Genomic DNA, 15,196 nt, shown 5'->3' with positions numbered 1-15,196 from the left:
CGTCGTTTCCCAGCTTGAATCCCGGCCCGTCGGGCGGCGGGCAGGGGGGAATTCACTTGGTGTTTTCATTTTTTGTCGGACCATGCGCCCCAGACCGGCACCTCGGTAGCCTCACTCCGAGACCTGATGCAGGCATTGCGGCCACCATGATTCCGGCGATACCGCCGCTCCTGACAGGGATCAGCGCCGGTCCGCGCTGTCCATCCAGATCGTGACCGGCCCGCTATTGGTAAGCTCAACCGCCATATCCGCGCCAAAGACGCCCCGTTCAACCGGGATGCCGTGGCTCTGTAGCTGCTCGGCGAAGAACTCATAAAGGTGCTTGCCCTCATCAGGTGAGGCGGCCTCGGAAAACCCCGGCCGATTGCCCCTTTTGGTGTCGGCGGCCAGCGTGAACTGGCTGACAACCAGCGCCGCGCCGCCTGTATCCAGTATCGAGCGGTTCATCTTGTCAGCCGCATCGCGAAAAATTCGTAACTTGGCGATTTTGGAGGCGAGTTGCACAGCCTCGCCCTCGTCATCACCGCGCATGGCGCAAACAAGGATCAGCAGGCCGGCGCCGATCTTTCCGACAGTCTCTCCGTCTACGGAGACGCAGGCCTTTGACACTCTTTGGATCAATGCGCGCATTGTGCCTGCCGCCTTCTGTTCAATCGTCGTGCCAATGGGTAAACTCATCCGGTTCCGCCCGCTCGGTGCGAAATCCGTTGGCGGGGTGTTTCGTATCGGAATACCCGAACGAGATGGCACATAAGATCAGGTGATCCTGCGGAATGTCGAAATATCGATGCAGGAACGGGCCATAGCTGGCCACCGCCGCCTGCGGAATGGTTGCGATGCCAAGCGCTTGAGCTGCCAAACAAAATGCGGTGACAAAGCCGCCACAATCCATCGCGCCATAAGCACCCAGTTCCGCCGGGCTTGAGATGATGGCGCAATGGGGAGCGTCGAACAACGCAAAGTTCCGCATCATCTCGCGTGCCGATCCCGCGCGGTCGCCCTTGATGACCCCCACCGCTTCATAGAGAGCCCAGCCGCAGGCCCGCCGCCGGTCCTGATAAACGCCACTATAAGAGCTTGGGAAGGGCAGATCGGGATTGGGTGCTGCGCCTTGCACCTCTTCGCTCAAAGCGGCGCGAAACCTGTCGGTTGCGACTCCGCTTGTCAGATCGACGCGCCAGGGCTGGGCGTTGCACCAGCTTGGCGTGCGACGGGCTGTGGCCAGAATCTGCTCAATCTCGGATTTGGCAATCTGGGTTGGCGCGAAGGCCCGGCAGGAATGCCGCTCTGCCATCAACCTATCCAATGCCTGCAACTCCATCCGCCTCCCTTCCATGCGCTACTGGTTGGTTGCGACCACATACCCAACACCGGCCGCCACCAGCAGGCCAAGTGTCACCGCAATGGCGATCTTGATCGCCGACCAGGGACGTTCGCCCTGAACGCGGCCCGTGCGGCCATTGACCACGAACCGATAGGTCTCGCCACGAAACTTGTAGGCCGCCAGCCAGACCGGCAGCAGGATATGCTTGAAGGTCACGTCGGAGACGGTGGTTTCGACCCCATGCACGCGCTGCCGATCGCCGCCAATGTCAAAGCGCACATCGCGCTCGATCACGCGATCCATATGGTTGCGCGCTTCGCGATAGCCTTCTTTCAGCTCGACCGTATAGGCCTCGGCCCGGAACCCGGCCAGATATTCCGGCTGATAGGGCTCCAGCGCGGGCAGGTCCCACGGCTCCAGCGCGTCGGTGTATTTCTTTGGCAAAGAGCGTGAGGCCAGTACCAGTACATCGTCGAAAAACCGCGCCACGCGGCCCGATTTGGGGGTCCAGCGGACCCTGGGCACCTGCTGCTGCACCCGTTTGCCATCGCGCATGACCGTGCGGGTTTCGTAATAGATGACCCCGCACTCACCCCGGTAGCGCGATTTGGTATCCGCATCAAAGGTCCAATAGGGCACGTAGATACCCTGCATCTTGCGTCCCTTTCGAGCGTATTCTTTCAGCCCGCTGGGCGCGAACCAGAGCGCGCCCAGCCAGTCCGACATGGCTTTCTGCGCACTACGCTCATCCAGCGCAAAGGGCAGCACGCCGCGCGGCTTGATATGGCGGTTGACGCCAGTGTCGGTCACCACCGGCGTGGCGCAGAACGGGCATTCTGCGGCATGTGTGTCGGGGTCGAACTCCACCTGCGCCGCACAATTGGGGCAGGAGAGCACGCGGGTCTCTTCGATCTCGGCCTCGGGCAGGGCTTGCGCCATGGCGGTATCAAAATCCAGCTCGCGCAGGCCGCCACTTTTCCACGGCCCGGCATTGATCTGGTCGGTGTTGCCGCAATGCCCGCAAACCAGCGCGCCGCTGGCCGGGTCGAAGCGGTAATCGGCCCCGCACTGATCGCAAGGAAAGCGGTGTTCGGACAGGGGCGCGCTTAGGTCTTGGGTCATCAATAGTCGTAGCCCAGATAACGGTTAGGTTGGTCGATATCGGCCTCGTGTCCAAGGAAGGCAGCCCAAACACCGCCCGGTCGCCAGATACCCTCCATGAGCGCTTCGGCGGCAGGGGCGTCGCCGTGCCCTTCGCGGGCATAGCGCAACATGAAGGCCGATACGCGTGCGTTGTAAATGCAATGCACATGCACGCGCGCGGTGCCAAGCGCGGCCATGGTATCGGTGAAGGCGGTGTAGTCCTGTTCCGGCGGGGCATTAAAATCCACGGGGATATAGTGATACGCCATTCCTGCGGCTGCGACGCAGCCCGCTTCATCCGCCAGGGCGCCCTTGTTGTCATGCGGCCCAAGATTGATGACATCCGTTACTCCGGCCTCGGCCAGTGCGGCGATCTGGTCTTCGGTGGGCTGACCCGACAGGGTGAGCCGGTCACTCACCTGCCGGAAATTGAGAATGTCATTCAGTTGTGCCATGGATCGGCCTTCCTGCTCTTGCGCTTAGGCGCCCGGCGGAGGAGGTGGCAGTATAGTGAATAGCTGCGCCATTTCCTGCACGTCCTCGGCGCGCTTCCAGCCATCCTGACCAGCCGTCCAGACATAGGTCTCGCGGGTGATCTCGCCAGCGGTTGCCATCCGCCCCAGCTTGGCCTTGGAAAACGGCCCCGAGGTCTGGCCGTCAACCGCGATATGCCACACATGCTCGACCGGCGGCGGGGGCGGCGGTGCCACAGACGCAGCCGGTTGCGCGGCAGCGGGGGCAGGCGCCCCCCACGGGCCTGACGGTTGACCCGCTGCCATGTTCCCTAGCTGCTGCGCCATGGCCACGCCCATTCCCATGCCAAGCCCTGCGCCCATACCGCCACCCCCGCCGGGATTGTTGGCGGCGGCGGTCATTGCCTCGGCGGCGGAATACTGGGTGAACTTGCCCAGATCGCCCGCCAGACCCATCGAGGTGCGCTTGTCCAGCGCCGCTTCGACTGCGGGCGGCAGTGAGATGTTTTCAATGTAGAATTCCGGCATCTCCAGCCCGTAGGCATCGACAACGGGCGAGACCTCAGCCGCGATCAGCTTGCCCAGATCGGCGGTGTTGGCGGCCATATCCAGCACCGGAATGCCCGAGCCTGCGATAACGCGGGAAAACTCCTGCACGATGATGTTGCGAATCTGATAGCTGATCTCGTCCATGGTAAATTCGCCATCGGTGCCGACGATCTCGATCAGGAACTTGGCGGGGTCCTTCACCCGCACCGTATAGGTGCCATAGGCGCGGATGCGGGTGGGTCCAAATTCCGGATCGCGCAGCATGATCGGGTTCTTGGTACCCCATTTGAGGTTGTTGAACCGGGTCGTGTTGACGAAATAGATCTCGGATTTGAACGGGCTTTTGAAGCCGTGATCCCAGTGCTGCAGCGTCGTCATGATCGGCATGTTGTTGGTTTCGAGCATATAGAGCCCCGGCGTGAACACATCCGCCAACTGCCCCTCATGCACAAACACCGCCGACTGCCCTTCGCGCACGGTCAGCTTGGCGCCGTATTTGATCTCATGCCCCTCGCGCTGGAACCGCCAGACCATGGTGTCGCGGGTGTCATCGACCCAATGGATGACGTCGATGAACTCACCGGAAAGAAAATCAAAAATACCCATGGTTCAGTCTTTCTCCTGTCTTCGGGCCTATGATGAAGGTCCCATCAGTTCCCGCGCAATAACCTCGGACACGGGCCGCGCCTGATCGGCGGTCATGCCCTGTCGCAGGCGCGGGTCATACAGCATTGTCAGCAATTTCTCGTCGTGGCTGGTCAGCAATGCGAATTCGTCGTCATCGTTGAAGATCGAGGGCCGCGCGGCGGGGCTGTCATTGGGCAGGCCAAGCCCTTGCGAAATCTCTTCGTGAATGCAGCTAAGCCGGACTAGATCGGGATGCTCTGCCCGTATCAACGCTACCGCTCGCGTGTAGTTCTGCGGCGCGCCATTGGCTGACACCGCGACGACAAGGCAATAAAACGAGCGCGGCAGGTTATCGAACAGCGCCAGTTCGTTTGCACTGATCGAGGGGATGATCTGTTTCAGACGCTGCTGAACAAATTCTGTGTCGTCTTCGCCAGCCACGAAAACATGGAAATTGGGGTTGCGGTTGCTGGCGGTGATCGGGTGCTTGGTCAGCCGCGCGAGCCGATCGGCGAAGTTGGAGACATTGCGCGCGTCCTGCTCGCGTCGCTCCAGCGGCACCGAGGCGCCGAACTCGGTGCTGATCCGCACCGGTCCCGACCAGCGGCTCAGCCTCCCGCTGGCGCGACGGCTGGACAGCGGCACGGCGGCCGGGGAATATTCGTCAAAAAACGCGATCACCTCGAAATTGCGCACAAGATCTTCGGAATCATAGGGCGTGTCGGGGCCGCCGCCATCAGTGCGCAGCAGCCCTCGGGTCAGCAGATCGTTCTGCACCTTCTCATAATAGCGCGCCAAATCCTGGCTTTTGGCCGAGGGTGCAAAAACAACGGGCTCTGTCGGGACCAGCCCGTCCGGGCGGGCGGGTGGCGTCAGCGAGGTCTGAAGGCCCTGCTCACATGCCCCGAGCAGCGCCAGGAGCAGGGCGGCGGCCCCGATCCGGGCCACCCCGATCCGCGTATCTGCCCGAGCGTGCCCCATATAAAGTCAGCCGGGGACCGCTGTGGAGGCTGTGTCGCCCAGACCATCCTTGCGCGCTTTGGCCGAGGCCAGCGTGTCGCGCAGCTCAGTCTCCATCTTCTTGAGCTCCTCTTCGGCGGCGGCGCGTTTGGCCTTGCCTTCGTCAGCGATCTGCAGGCTTTCGTTGATGGTGCCGATCAGATCGGCATTGGCCTGCTTGACCGCTTCGATGTCGAAGACGCCGCGCTCCATCTCCTGCCGGATCATCTTGTTGCTCTCGCGTAGATTGGCGGCATTGGCGGTGAGCAACTCATTGGTCAGGTCATTGGCGTCGCGCACGGCCGCTGCCGCCTCGGCGCTGCGCTGGATGGTGACCGCCTGCGCCAGTTGGGTCTCCCAAAGCGGGACGGTGTTGACCAGGGTCGAGTTGATCTTGGTCACCAGCGACTTGTCATTCTCCTGCACCAGCCGGATCGAGGGCAGGGATTGCATGGTCACCTGCCGCGTCAGTTTCAGGTCATGCACCCGGCGTTCCAGATCATCACGCGCGGCGCGCAGGTCGCGCAACTCCTGCGCTTTCATCACCTGTTCTTCCTCGGGCGCGGCCTCGACCGCGGCTTCTTTTTCGGGGATTTCGGTGCTGTCGAGTTCGGTCAGCTTTTCCTCGCCTGCCGCGATGTAAAGCGCCAGTTCGTCATAAAAGCCCAGCGTCTTGTCATAAAGCAGGTCGAGCGATTTGATGTCTTTCAGCAGCGTATGTTCATGGCCCAGCAGGTCATCGGTGATCTTGTCGATCTGGCCCTGCACTTCTTCGAAACGCGCGGTGAACTTGGCGAAGGGCGCGGCGCGGCCCAGCAACTTTTCCCACCAGCTTGCCTCGCGCCGCACGTCCAATTCGCTCACCGAAAAGCCGCGGATCGTGGTTACGATGTTGCGCAGGGAATCCCCCGCCGGGCCCACATCCTTGTTGCGCACATCCGCGAGCATGGCCTGGCTGATTTCCTGCAACTCCGCCTGCGCGCCGGACCCGAAGGACACGATCGAGTTCGTGTCATCCATGTTGATCTCGTCCATGCGTTGCCGAATCTCGGCCTTGACCGGTTCGTCGGCCTCTTCCAGAGGCACGACCGCGTTTTGCGGTTCCGGCAATGTGATGGCGGTCACCTCATCGACGATCGCGGTCGCTTCTTCGGCCTTCTTTCGAACGGTATCGGACATGAAAAACTCCCTTATTCAAACGCGTGCCGGTCAGTCCAGCCGCACACCTTCGCGCTGCAATCTCTCGCGCAGCACGTCTATTTCGACAGTCAGGTCGCTGCGATCATCCAGCAGCATCTTGCGGGTGCGTGCGGCGAAGTTCTGCTCAAGATCGTCCAGCAGCGCGGTATAGTCGGCCATCGCCTGCGCGTCGCGGGTGCGGGCATGGATGTCGGCAAACTTGACAGAGGCGTCGCGGGCGCCGCGCAGATAGACAGTCAGGTATTTGCGCGCGGCGGTCAGGTCGCGGGGGTCTTCCTCAACCGTGCGGAACAGCTCGCGCGCGGTGGTCTGAAACCGTTCGACCCGCGCTTCGATCTTGCGATCACCGGCGCGTTTGATGGCATCGCTCATGTCAGCAAGCAGCGTTTCCGCCTCATCCACCGCACGGGCGACACGGTCCTGCTGAAAGGTGTCTATGCCTTCCATTCCCTTATCCTTCATCGGGTCAAGGCCAAATGCGGTGCCATGCAGCGCGGCCGTTGCGAAACCATAGAGCAGCGGGGCCAGCAGGCTGGCCGTGCCCGCATCCATCATCTCGTTCTTATAGGCGGTCAGCCCGATACCCAGCCCGGTCAGGGCAGAGGCGAAAATCTTGCGCGGAAAGGCTGGGCGCCGGGCCACCTTGCGGGCGCGATAGGCGCTTTCGGCGCGCAGCCCTTCGCGCAGAAGCCAGGCCGCCAGCACCAGCAGGGCAGCAGCCACCAGCCCCATGGTCAGCCCCACAGCCCCATCATTCAGCGAAAAGAAGGCGATCAGTAGCGGCGGCAGGAACAGGATATTTGTGCGGAATCCCGCCGGATCAACTCGCGCCCCGTCGAACTGGCCGCGCGAGGGTGCCGTTTGGGCGTCGTCGTCCTGTGATTGCGGGCTATATTTCCCGCCGAATTTCTGTGCCATAGCGTCAGAGCCCGCCGATCCAGCCGGTGGCGACACCCAGCATCAGGATCAAAAGCCCTATAAAGGCGGCCTTCTGGATGCCAGATTGAGACATGACTCCCCCGATTGCGGCTTCGTTGACGCGAATCTAGGCGATGCAGGCGCACCTTGCTAGGGGGAAGGTTGCGCTAAAGCCCTCACGAGCGGGGGTTTTTAGGCCCGCCTTTACGTTGACGTTGCGGCCTGGTGGGGCGTTTGCCTGTTGGCTTGTCGGAATGTTTGCTTTCGGCATCCAGCCCAAGCTGGTCGCGTAGCACCCGGCGGCGCACCTCTTCAACCTCGCCCTGTTTGAGGTTTCCCAACTGGAAGGGCCCATAAGACACCCGGATCAGACGGTTTACGGCAAAGCCGATATCTTCCATCGCACGGCGGATTTCGCGGTTCTTGCCTTCGCGCAGGCCGACGCTCACCCAGGCATTTGCGCCTTGTTGGCGGTCCAGCGTCACGATCATTTTCTGGAACCGCTCGCCGTCGATCACCAGACCCTGGCGCAGCGGTGCGAAATCCTCGTCCTTGGGGCGGCCATTGATCCGCACACGGTATTTGCGCAGCCACCCGGTCGAAGGCAGTTCCAGCTTGCGTTTGACGCCGCCATCATTGGTCAGCAGCAACAGCCCTTCGGAGTTGAGGTCAAGCCGCCCGACGCTCATCACCCGGGGCAACTCCTCGGGCAGGTCGTCATAGATGGTCTTGCGGCCCTTCTCGTCGCTGGTCGTGGTCACTAGCCCGGTGGGTTTGTTGTAGAGCCAGAGCCGTGCAGGTTCAGGCTCGCCCACCTGTTTGCCGTCAACGGTGATCTTGTCACTGGCGGTGACGTTCAGGGCCGGGCTGTCGATTACCTTGCCGTTCACCGTGACGCGTCCTGCGCCGATCATGCGTTCGGCCTCGCGGCGCGAGGCGATCCCGGCGCGGGCCAGAACCTTGGCGATCCGGTCGCCGGGAGGGGGTGTGGTGCTCATGGCCGGGCTTTAGACCATTTGCCCCGCTTGCGAAACCCGAAGATGTGCGGCAGTCAGGGGCATGGTGTTCCGATCCCATATGGCACAGGCGCTGGATCAAGCGCGCGCCGCCGCCGACCGCGGCGAGGTGCCGGTGGGTGCGGTGATCGTTGCGCCCGACGGCACGGTGGTTGCCGCTGCCGGAAACCGGACGCGGGAGTTGAACGACCCCACCGCGCATGCCGAAATCCTGGCCCTGCGCGCGGCCTGTGCCTCTGCCGGGTCGGAACGGCTGCCGGGCCATGACCTTTATGTCACGCTGGAGCCCTGCGCGATGTGCGCCGCCGCCTTGGCCTCAGCCCGGATCGGGCGCATCTATTATGGCGCCGCCGATCCGAAATCGGGTGGCGTTGCCCATGGCGCGCGCGTGTTCAGCCACCCTCAGGCACATCATAAGCCAGAGGTATATGACGGCATTAACGAGGCCGAGGCGGCCGCTCTGCTGACCCGTTTCTTCGGCGGCCGCCGCTAGGGCCGCACCACCAGATCGCGCGGAATATCAGCGAGCGGGCGACCACCCTCAGCTGTCACCACAAAGCTCTCGGTGATTGCCAGCCCCCAATCCGGCGTCCAGAGGCCGGGCATCAGGTGAAATGTCATGTTCTCCTGCAGGGGGGTTGTGTCACCGGGACGCAGACTCATCGTGCGCTCGCCCCAATCGGGCGGATAGCTGAGCCCGATGGGATAGCCGGTGCGGTTGGCTTTGACATAGCCCGCGCGCTCGAAGCTCGCATAGACACAGGCGGCGATCTCTTCGCAGGTCACGCCGGGGCGGGCGGCGGCGAGCGTGTCTTCTATCGCGGTCAGGATCGCCGCTTCGCCACGGCGGATATCGTCCGGAGGCGTGCCCAGAAACAGCGAGCGGCTTGCCGGGCAGTGATAGCGATGAAAGCACCCGGAGATTTCGAAATATGTCGCCTCACTCCGGGTCAGCGGGCGATCGTTCCATGTGATGTGAGAGGCCGACGCCTCTTTGCCCGAAGGCGCGATCGGCACGATAGCGGGGTAGTCGCCAGGCAAGCCAGGCAACCCTGCGACCCCCGCCGCCTGTACCTGAGCCACCAATTCATGCTTGGGAACGCCTTCGCGAAACCCTTCACGCAAAACCCTGTGCATATGCGTCGAAAGCTGCCCGGCCTTGCGCATCATAGCCAGTTCGGCCGGGCTTTTGACGGCGCGTTGCCAGTTCACCAGTGCGGTCGCATCCGTGAGCGCCGCGTCGCCGAAGGCCTGCTGCAAGACCCGATGGCTGGCTGCGGAGTAATAATAATTGTCCATCTCCACACCGAGATTGTGCGTCCAGCCCCGATCACGCAGCAATGCCACAAGCGCCTCAACAGGATGGTGGTCGGGATGTTGGACATGCTCTTCTGGCCAGTCATGCAGATCCGCCGGGTCCAGCCATGTGGTCTGCGCGGCACCGGGCTTGTCCTGCGTGCGCCCCCACCAGAGTGGTGAACCGGATGCGGGCAGAATGACCATCTGCGGCACGTAAAAGCTCCATCCGTCATAGCCGGTCAGCCAGGCCATGTTCGAGGGATCGGTGACCAGCAGCGTGTCGATACCTTGTGCGGACATGGCCGCACGGGTCTTGCCAATGCGTTGATCGTACTCAGCCTGCGAGAAATCCGACGCCGGCATCAGAGCGAAATGGGCTGCATGATCTCCGGCTCGATCACGTCGACCCCGGGCAGCCCGTCGATCAGGTCTTGCGCCGATTGCTCAAGGATCGGGAAGGTCTTGTAATGGCAGGGGATCACCGTTTGGAAGTTGAAATAGCGCTTGGCCGCATAGGCTGCGCCCTTCATGTCCATGGTGAAATAGCCGCCCGCGCTCAGCACGCCGATATCGGGTTTGTAATAGTCTCCCATCCAGTCCATATCGGCCATGATGTCGGTATCGCCAGAGATATAGACGGTCTTGCCCTCAGCACGCAGCATGAACCCCACCTCGCTACCGCCGGTACGCAGCCCCTCGGGGGTGGAAAAGGTCGAGCTGTGCGAGGCGGGCACCATACTCAGGCTAATGCCGCCCAAATCGATCGTGCCACCTTTGTTGAAGCCCACCGTTTCGATGCCTTCTGCCTCGCCCCAATATCCCATCAGGTCGTATTGGCCCAAAATAGGGACGCCCAGCTTTTTGGCCAGCGGCAAGATGTCGATCACGTGGTCGAAATGGGCATGGGTCAGCAGGATATGAGTGGTCCCGGCGATGGCGTCGTCATGCTTGTCTTCGGGCAGCGCCGGGTTTCCGGTCAGCCACGGATCAAGCAGCAAAACCTTGTCGCCAGTTTCGATCCGAAAGCTGCCATGGCCGAGCCAGATGATGTCCATGAGGTCACTCCCTTTTTTCCTGTTGGCGGCAGCCTAGCATCCGCTAAGTAAAAATCCATGGAGTGGATGCGCGAAATAGATGGATATTGTGAACGGCTTGACCCAAGCTACTGGGCCGAGCCGATCAATGCCGTGACCAATGTCTGTTTTTTGATCGCGGCGTTTATCATGTGGCGTAGGGTGCGGGGGCAGGGCCTGCCACTGGCGATGGTGCTGGTGGCGCTTCTGGCGGCGATCGGAGTGGGCAGCTATCTGTTCCACACCCATGCGCAAGTCTGGGCGGCTATGGCGGATGTGGTGCCGATCCTATTGTTCATTCTGGTCTATTTCTACGGGGTCAATCGCGATTTTCTGGGGCTGAGCCTGTGGCCCGCTCTGGGCCTGACCGCGCTGTTCCTGCCTTATGCGGCATTGACCGTGCCGCTTTTTCAACTGGTGCCGGGGCTTGGAGGCTCCGCAGCTTATGCGCCGGTGCCGCTGCTGATACTGATCTTCGCGTTTTTTCTCAGGGCGCGCATGCCGGATACCGCGCGGGGTATGGCCCTCGGCGCGGCGATCCTGATCGTATCGATCACCTTGCGTTCATTGGACGTCCCGCTTTGTGAAGCGTTGCCAATGGGCACGCATTTACTTTGGCACATTCTGAACGCAATCATGCTGGGTTGGATGATCGATGTTTACCGCCGTCACATGCGCCGACACGCGAACAGCACGCCCGTTGCGACCCGGATGTAAGGCGACCGGATCGAGGCGGTTGAGTTCTGCGACCGCGATGGGCCGGTTCTCGTGCGAGCCCGGATTGTGTCTATTGCTCAGGCGATGCCGATATCTCGGGTCAATTCCGGATTTCCAATGCGTTTGGGGGCGGGAAGGGAATCTAATGGAATGTCCTGTCCAGCGGTGATTTCCGACCGCCAGAGGGTGTCTTTGTGGCCATCATCGATGTTGGGGGGACTCTTTTTCGATTGATCGCAATACGCGGAAAATTCGGGCTTTCCAGTTTTGAGCTTTTAGACACAATCAGCCCAAGGCCGCCGCTCACACACTGGACACCAAAACGAATGGTCAACCCCGTGCGCGCATCTCCAAAGCGTCCTGCGTTGTCAGAACGTTTCCCGCATACCCCCAAGAGCCGCTGCTGACTTCCAGCAACCGGACAGACGTTCCAGCCTTTATCGTTTGACCAGCGACTTCGCCAAAAGCATCCGTGACCTTTTGTATTATTCTGCCTTTTTCTTCCGCCGAAAACACGCCTTCGAGCACCTGAATTTCTATTGAGGGCATCGCATTCTCCGTTTCCCTTGATTTGCCAAAGTGCCAGTGGGCACGCGACCAACGTCTGGTAAGATGACACAGGAAGCTCAGTTTTGTAAAAGTTCCCTGCATTTTGAGAGGAGCATTCACATGCCGGCATTGGTTTCGTTTCGTTCTGTGGTCGATCCAACGGATAGCGATTTTCTTGGTCATATGAACGTTTCGAGATACTTTGCCGCTTGTTCCGACGGCGTGTTTGCAATCCAATCCGAAATGGGGCTGACCGCAGATGACATGAGACGGGGCCGCCGGGTTTCCTTCGCCGTTGTCCATGCCCAGAGCGATTTCCGCGCTGAACTCACGGCGGGCGACTCCATAAGGTTGGAGACGTCAGTTGTCGCGATCGGTTCCAAATCAATGACCTTCAGGCATCGGCTTTTCAGAACGGATGGCGATAAATTGGCGTTTGAGACCGAATTCAAATGCGTGCTGCTGAGCCTTGAAACCCGTCAAGCCACAGAGATACCCGATGACGTTCGCGAATGTGCAACCGAGTGGTTGGAGAGCCCGGCCTGAACGGCGGCTCTGTCTGCCCGACCGCAGTTTAACCCGTCGGGCGCTCGCGACCCGGTGGGCGCACGGCGTGCGCGGTCTCGGCGGTGCCCCGTTTACGGAGTGAAACGCACTCTCCAGCCCTTGCGACCCGGCGCGTGCGGCGGTAAACGCCCCCTGACGCATATGAGGGAAACCGATGTCGATTGACCAAAGCACCGCCGCCAAAGTGGCCAAGCTGGCCAGGATCAAGGTCGAGGATGACGCGCTGCCGGCGCTGGCCTCAGAATTCAATACGATCCTCGGCTTCATTGAGCAACTGAACGAGGTCGACGTCGACGGTGTCGAGCCGATGGTCTCGGTGACGCCGATGCGCCTGAAACGGCGCGAGGATGTGGTGACCGACGGCAACCAGCAGGACAAGGTGCTGGCCAATGCCCCCGATGCGCGCGAGGGCTTTTTCGCGGTTCCGAAGGTGGTAGAATAATGACTGAACTGAACACTCTGGGCCTAGCTGAGGCCCGCGACCTGCTGCGCAAGGGCGAAACCACCTCTGTCGGACTGACCGAAGCCTGCCTGAACGCCATCGAAAATGCCGGTGCGCTGAACGCTTTTGTGCACAAGACACCCGAGATCGCGATGGAGCGCGCGCAGGCGGCCGATGCCCGGATCAAGGCAGGCGATGCGCCGTCCATGTGTGGCCTGCCCGTCGGCATCAAAGACCTGTTCTGCACCAAGGGTGTGGAAAGCCAGGCCGCAAGTGCGATCCTTGAGGGCTTCAAACCCGAATACGAATCCACCGTCAGCCAGAAACTGGCCGATGCGGGCGCCGTCATGCTGGGCAAGCTCAACATGGATGAATTCGCGATGGGCTCTTCGAACGAGACCTCGACCTATGGCAACGTGGTCAACCCATGGCGGCGCGGCAATGACGATGCGCCGCTGACGCCGGGTGGCTCCTCGGGCGGCTCGGCCAGTGCCGTGGCCGCTGATCTGTGTTTGGCCGCGACCGGGACTGACACTGGCGGCTCGATCCGCCAGCCTGCCGCTTTCACTGGCATCACCGGCATCAAGCCCACCTATGGCCGTTGCTCGCGCTGGGGCATCATCGCCTTTGCCTCCTCGCTGGATCAGGCCGGACCGATGACCAAGTCGGTGCGTGATGCGGCCATCATGCTGGAAGCGATGTGTGGCCATGACCCCAAGGATTCCACCTCCGCCGATCTGGCGGTGCCGGATTTCGAGGTGATGCTGACCGGTGACATCAAGGGCAAGAAGATCGGTATCCCGAAAGAATACCGCATGGAGGGTATGCCCGCCGAGATCGAACAGCTGTGGGCCGATGGGACCGAGATGCTGAAAGCTGCGGGTGCCGAGATCGTCGATATCTCGCTGCCGCACACCAAATACGCGCTGCCTGCCTATTACGTGATCGCACCGGCTGAGGCCTCGTCGAACCTCGCACGATATGATGGCGTGCGCTATGGCCACCGAGCGCAGTTATCGCAGGGCGACGGCATCACCGAGATGTACGAGAAAACCCGCGCCGAAGGCTTTGGTCACGAGGTGCAGCGCCGGGTGATGATCGGCACTTATGTGCTGTCGGCGGGCTTTTATGATGCCTATTACAACCGCGCACGCCGGGTTCGCACCCTGATCAAGAAGGATTTCGAGGATGTCTTTGCCCAAGGCATCGACGCGATCCTGACGCCCGCCACCCCTTCGGCGGCCTTTGGTCTTGGCGAGATGACCGATGCTGATCCCGTTCAAATGTACTTGAACGACGTCTTCACCGTGACCGTGAACCTTGCCGGTCTACCGGGTATCTCGGTGCCTGCCGGGCTCGATAAACAAGGGCTTCCATTGGGTTTGCAACTGATTGGACGCCCCTGGGAAGAGGGTGATCTGCTGAATACGGCCTATGCGCTGGAGTCTGCCGCCGGTTTTGTGGCCAAAGCCGGGAAATGGTGGTAGATACCCGCCGAAACAAAATCAGCAGGACGATGGTCATGCGTGTACTCTATCTGGTTCCCGTTTTTGGGATTTTGGCGGCCTGTCAGTCAACTGTTCCCGATTCCGGGGCAGGGTTCAACACCCCCACCTATCAGGCGCAGCGCGAGGCGGCGCTGGCCGGTCAGACCGTGACCGGCGACCCGTTTGCGCCGCCCTCTGCGGTATCATCGGAAACACTTGGCGCGACCGGCGCTCCGCTCTCGGCCACCACAAATCCGACGCCGGGCGTGTCCGGAACGGGCACCTCCTCGCCCGCCACCGGCAGCGCCGAGGATATCGCCCGCGAAACCGCCTATGCGCTGCAACAATCGCAGGGCAATTCCGGCGTCGCGCCTGTTCAGGCCAGCCCGTCGAACCCGGCACCGCAACTGGTCGACAATGCGGGCATTTCGGACGAGAACGACTTCAGCGCCGTCTCGAGCCGCCAGACCATCGAGAGTGATGCGCAGCGGATCGCGCAGAACCGCGCCAATTACCAGTTGGTGGCCCCGACTGCCGTGCCCGAGCGCAGCGGGTCGGCGCAGCCAAATATCGTGCAATATGCGCTCAGCACGTCGCACCCGAAAGGTACCAAGGTCTATTCGCGGGCAGGGTTCAACCTGCAGGCCAAGGCGCAGCGCAACTGCGCAGGGTTCGCCTCGCCCGACCTCGCGCAGATCGCATTCCTCGAAGGCGGCGGTCCGCAGCGTGACCGTAAAGGGCTCGACCCAGATGGCGATGGCTATGCCTGCGATTGGGACCCGAGCCCCTACCGCAACGCCGTCAGCAACTGAG

The 15,196-nt window shown here is 61.6% G+C and carries 18 protein-coding genes; 6 read left to right on the top strand and 12 right to left on the bottom strand.

The window, feature by feature from the left end; all coding sequences use genetic code 11:
• Nucleotides 1-180: 180 nt before the first annotated feature.
• The 9 genes from dtd to Q5Y75_RS12085 form a co-directional block, all read right to left on the bottom strand.
• Nucleotides 181-630: a D-aminoacyl-tRNA deacylase gene (dtd, locus tag Q5Y75_RS12125; protein ID WP_306197964.1), complete on the bottom strand. Its 450-nt coding sequence runs from the start codon at nt 628-630 to the stop codon at nt 181-183.
• A 19-nt stretch (nt 631-649) separates the two neighbouring features.
• Entirely contained in the window at nt 650-1,294 is a 645-nt protein-coding gene (locus Q5Y75_RS12120) for a nitroreductase (RefSeq protein ID WP_306197651.1), read from the bottom strand.
• 45 nt (nt 1,295-1,339) lie between these two features.
• Nucleotides 1,340-2,446: a TFIIB-type zinc finger domain-containing protein gene (locus Q5Y75_RS12115; RefSeq protein ID WP_306197649.1), complete on the bottom strand. Its 1,107-nt coding sequence runs from the start codon at nt 2,444-2,446 to the stop codon at nt 1,340-1,342.
• Nucleotides 2,446-2,922, bottom strand: coding sequence for a protein tyrosine phosphatase family protein (locus tag Q5Y75_RS12110; RefSeq protein WP_306197647.1), 477 nt, complete (start codon nt 2,920-2,922; stop codon nt 2,446-2,448). The genes Q5Y75_RS12115 and Q5Y75_RS12110 overlap by 1 nt, the downstream gene beginning before the upstream one ends.
• Nucleotides 2,923-2,946: 24 nt before the next feature.
• Complete coding sequence (locus tag Q5Y75_RS12105; protein WP_306197645.1) at nt 2,947-4,095, bottom strand: SPFH domain-containing protein; 1,149 nt, start codon at nt 4,093-4,095, stop codon at nt 2,947-2,949.
• Nucleotides 4,096-4,122: 27 nt separating this feature from the next.
• Nucleotides 4,123-5,097: a DUF2927 domain-containing protein gene (locus tag Q5Y75_RS12100; RefSeq protein WP_306197643.1), complete on the bottom strand. Its 975-nt coding sequence runs from the start codon at nt 5,095-5,097 to the stop codon at nt 4,123-4,125.
• Between the two features lie 6 nt (nt 5,098-5,103).
• Nucleotides 5,104-6,294 carry a toxic anion resistance protein gene (locus Q5Y75_RS12095; RefSeq protein WP_306197641.1) on the bottom strand — a complete coding sequence of 397 codons (1,191 nt, stop codon included), beginning with the start codon at nt 6,292-6,294 and terminating at the stop codon, nt 5,104-5,106.
• Between the two features lie 30 nt (nt 6,295-6,324).
• A complete protein-coding gene (locus tag Q5Y75_RS12090) occupies nt 6,325-7,233 on the bottom strand; it encodes a 5-bromo-4-chloroindolyl phosphate hydrolysis family protein (RefSeq protein ID WP_306197638.1) in 909 nt (302 codons plus the stop codon).
• Nucleotides 7,234-7,409: 176 nt separating this feature from the next.
• On the bottom strand, nt 7,410-8,231 hold the full coding sequence (locus tag Q5Y75_RS12085) for a pseudouridine synthase (protein ID WP_306197635.1): 822 nt from the start codon (nt 8,229-8,231) through the stop codon (nt 7,410-7,412).
• 61 nt (nt 8,232-8,292) lie between these two features.
• Here Q5Y75_RS12085 and Q5Y75_RS12080 point away from each other — a divergent pair, with 61 nt between their 5' ends.
• Nucleotides 8,293-8,742, top strand: coding sequence for a nucleoside deaminase (locus tag Q5Y75_RS12080; protein ID WP_306197633.1), 450 nt, complete (start codon nt 8,293-8,295; stop codon nt 8,740-8,742).
• On the opposite strand, the gene Q5Y75_RS12075 is transcribed toward Q5Y75_RS12080, so the two are convergent.
• Together Q5Y75_RS12075 and Q5Y75_RS12070 are read right to left on the bottom strand one after the other, a co-directional pair.
• The gene (locus Q5Y75_RS12075; RefSeq protein WP_306197630.1) at nt 8,739-9,911 is read right to left on the bottom strand and encodes a M24 family metallopeptidase; all 1,173 of its coding nucleotides are present in this window, start codon (nt 9,909-9,911) and stop codon (nt 8,739-8,741) included. The genes Q5Y75_RS12080 and Q5Y75_RS12075 overlap by 4 nt on opposite strands.
• A complete protein-coding gene (locus Q5Y75_RS12070; protein ID WP_306197628.1) occupies nt 9,911-10,603 on the bottom strand; it encodes a metal-dependent hydrolase in 693 nt (230 codons plus the stop codon). Before Q5Y75_RS12070 ends, Q5Y75_RS12075 begins: the two co-directional genes overlap by 1 nt.
• A 57-nt stretch (nt 10,604-10,660) precedes the next feature.
• Between Q5Y75_RS12070 and Q5Y75_RS12065 the strand changes: the two genes are divergently transcribed.
• Complete coding sequence (locus Q5Y75_RS12065) at nt 10,661-11,338, top strand: ceramidase domain-containing protein (protein ID WP_306197626.1); 678 nt, start codon at nt 10,661-10,663, stop codon at nt 11,336-11,338.
• A gap of 330 nt (nt 11,339-11,668) precedes the next feature.
• On the opposite strand, the gene Q5Y75_RS12060 is transcribed toward Q5Y75_RS12065, so the two are convergent.
• Entirely contained in the window at nt 11,669-12,070 is a 402-nt protein-coding gene (locus Q5Y75_RS12060; RefSeq protein ID WP_306197625.1) for a tautomerase family protein, read from the bottom strand.
• On the opposite strand from Q5Y75_RS12060, the gene Q5Y75_RS28490 reads away from it, so the two are divergent.
• From Q5Y75_RS28490 to Q5Y75_RS12045, 4 genes are all read left to right on the top strand, one after another.
• Nucleotides 11,951-12,433: an acyl-CoA thioesterase gene (locus Q5Y75_RS28490; protein ID WP_371933259.1), complete on the top strand. Its 483-nt coding sequence runs from the start codon at nt 11,951-11,953 to the stop codon at nt 12,431-12,433. The two genes, Q5Y75_RS12060 and Q5Y75_RS28490, sit on opposite strands and share 120 nt — an antisense overlap.
• Before the next feature lie 175 nt (nt 12,434-12,608).
• Nucleotides 12,609-12,896, top strand: coding sequence for an Asp-tRNA(Asn)/Glu-tRNA(Gln) amidotransferase subunit GatC (gene gatC, locus Q5Y75_RS12055; RefSeq protein WP_306197623.1), 288 nt, complete (start codon nt 12,609-12,611; stop codon nt 12,894-12,896).
• Nucleotides 12,896-14,383: an Asp-tRNA(Asn)/Glu-tRNA(Gln) amidotransferase subunit GatA gene (gene gatA, locus Q5Y75_RS12050; protein WP_306197622.1), complete on the top strand. Its 1,488-nt coding sequence runs from the start codon at nt 12,896-12,898 to the stop codon at nt 14,381-14,383. Before gatC ends, gatA begins: the two co-directional genes overlap by 1 nt.
• Before the next feature lie 35 nt (nt 14,384-14,418).
• Complete coding sequence (locus tag Q5Y75_RS12045) at nt 14,419-15,195, top strand: hypothetical protein (protein WP_306197620.1); 777 nt, start codon at nt 14,419-14,421, stop codon at nt 15,193-15,195.
• The last annotated feature ends 1 nt before the right edge of the window (nt 15,196 follow it).

The organism is Ruegeria discodermiae, from assembly GCF_030758345.1.
Lineage (GTDB): Bacteria > Pseudomonadota > Alphaproteobacteria > Rhodobacterales > Rhodobacteraceae > Ruegeria_C.
This window is presented reverse-complemented; position numbering and strand designations above follow the sequence as displayed.

Excerpts from the sequence above, each read along its gene's own strand:
- Q5Y75_RS12075 (WP_306197630.1), bottom strand. The coding sequence starts at position 9,911 with ATGCCGGCGTCGGATTTCTCGCAGGCTGAGTACGATCAACGCATTGGC.
- Q5Y75_RS12105 (WP_306197645.1), bottom strand. The coding sequence starts at position 4,095 with ATGGGTATTTTTGATTTTCTTTCCGGTGAGTTCATCGACGTCATCCAT.
- Q5Y75_RS12045 (WP_306197620.1), top strand. The coding sequence starts at position 14,419 with ATGCGTGTACTCTATCTGGTTCCCGTTTTTGGGATTTTGGCGGCCTGT.
- Q5Y75_RS12100 (WP_306197643.1), bottom strand. The coding sequence starts at position 5,097 with ATGGGGCACGCTCGGGCAGATACGCGGATCGGGGTGGCCCGGATCGGG.
- gatC (WP_306197623.1), top strand. The coding sequence starts at position 12,609 with ATGTCGATTGACCAAAGCACCGCCGCCAAAGTGGCCAAGCTGGCCAGG.
- Q5Y75_RS12120 (WP_306197651.1), bottom strand. The coding sequence starts at position 1,294 with ATGGCAGAGCGGCATTCCTGCCGGGCCTTCGCGCCAACCCAGATTGCC.
- Q5Y75_RS28490 (WP_371933259.1), top strand. The coding sequence starts at position 11,951 with ATGACACAGGAAGCTCAGTTTTGTAAAAGTTCCCTGCATTTTGAGAGG.
- Q5Y75_RS12080 (WP_306197633.1), top strand. The coding sequence starts at position 8,293 with ATGGTGTTCCGATCCCATATGGCACAGGCGCTGGATCAAGCGCGCGCC.
- Q5Y75_RS12070 (WP_306197628.1), bottom strand. The coding sequence starts at position 10,603 with ATGGACATCATCTGGCTCGGCCATGGCAGCTTTCGGATCGAAACTGGC.
- Q5Y75_RS12095 (WP_306197641.1), bottom strand. The coding sequence starts at position 6,294 with ATGTCCGATACCGTTCGAAAGAAGGCCGAAGAAGCGACCGCGATCGTC.
- Q5Y75_RS12115 (WP_306197649.1), bottom strand. The coding sequence starts at position 2,446 with ATGACCCAAGACCTAAGCGCGCCCCTGTCCGAACACCGCTTTCCTTGC.
- dtd (WP_306197964.1), bottom strand. The coding sequence starts at position 630 with ATGCGCGCATTGATCCAAAGAGTGTCAAAGGCCTGCGTCTCCGTAGAC.
- Q5Y75_RS12065 (WP_306197626.1), top strand. The coding sequence starts at position 10,661 with ATGGAGTGGATGCGCGAAATAGATGGATATTGTGAACGGCTTGACCCA.
- Q5Y75_RS12060 (WP_306197625.1), bottom strand. The coding sequence starts at position 12,070 with ATGACCAAGAAAATCGCTATCCGTTGGATCGACCACAGAACGAAACGA.
- gatA (WP_306197622.1), top strand. The coding sequence starts at position 12,896 with ATGACTGAACTGAACACTCTGGGCCTAGCTGAGGCCCGCGACCTGCTG.
- Q5Y75_RS12090 (WP_306197638.1), bottom strand. The coding sequence starts at position 7,233 with ATGGCACAGAAATTCGGCGGGAAATATAGCCCGCAATCACAGGACGAC.
- Q5Y75_RS12110 (WP_306197647.1), bottom strand. The coding sequence starts at position 2,922 with ATGGCACAACTGAATGACATTCTCAATTTCCGGCAGGTGAGTGACCGG.
- Q5Y75_RS12085 (WP_306197635.1), bottom strand. The coding sequence starts at position 8,231 with ATGAGCACCACACCCCCTCCCGGCGACCGGATCGCCAAGGTTCTGGCC.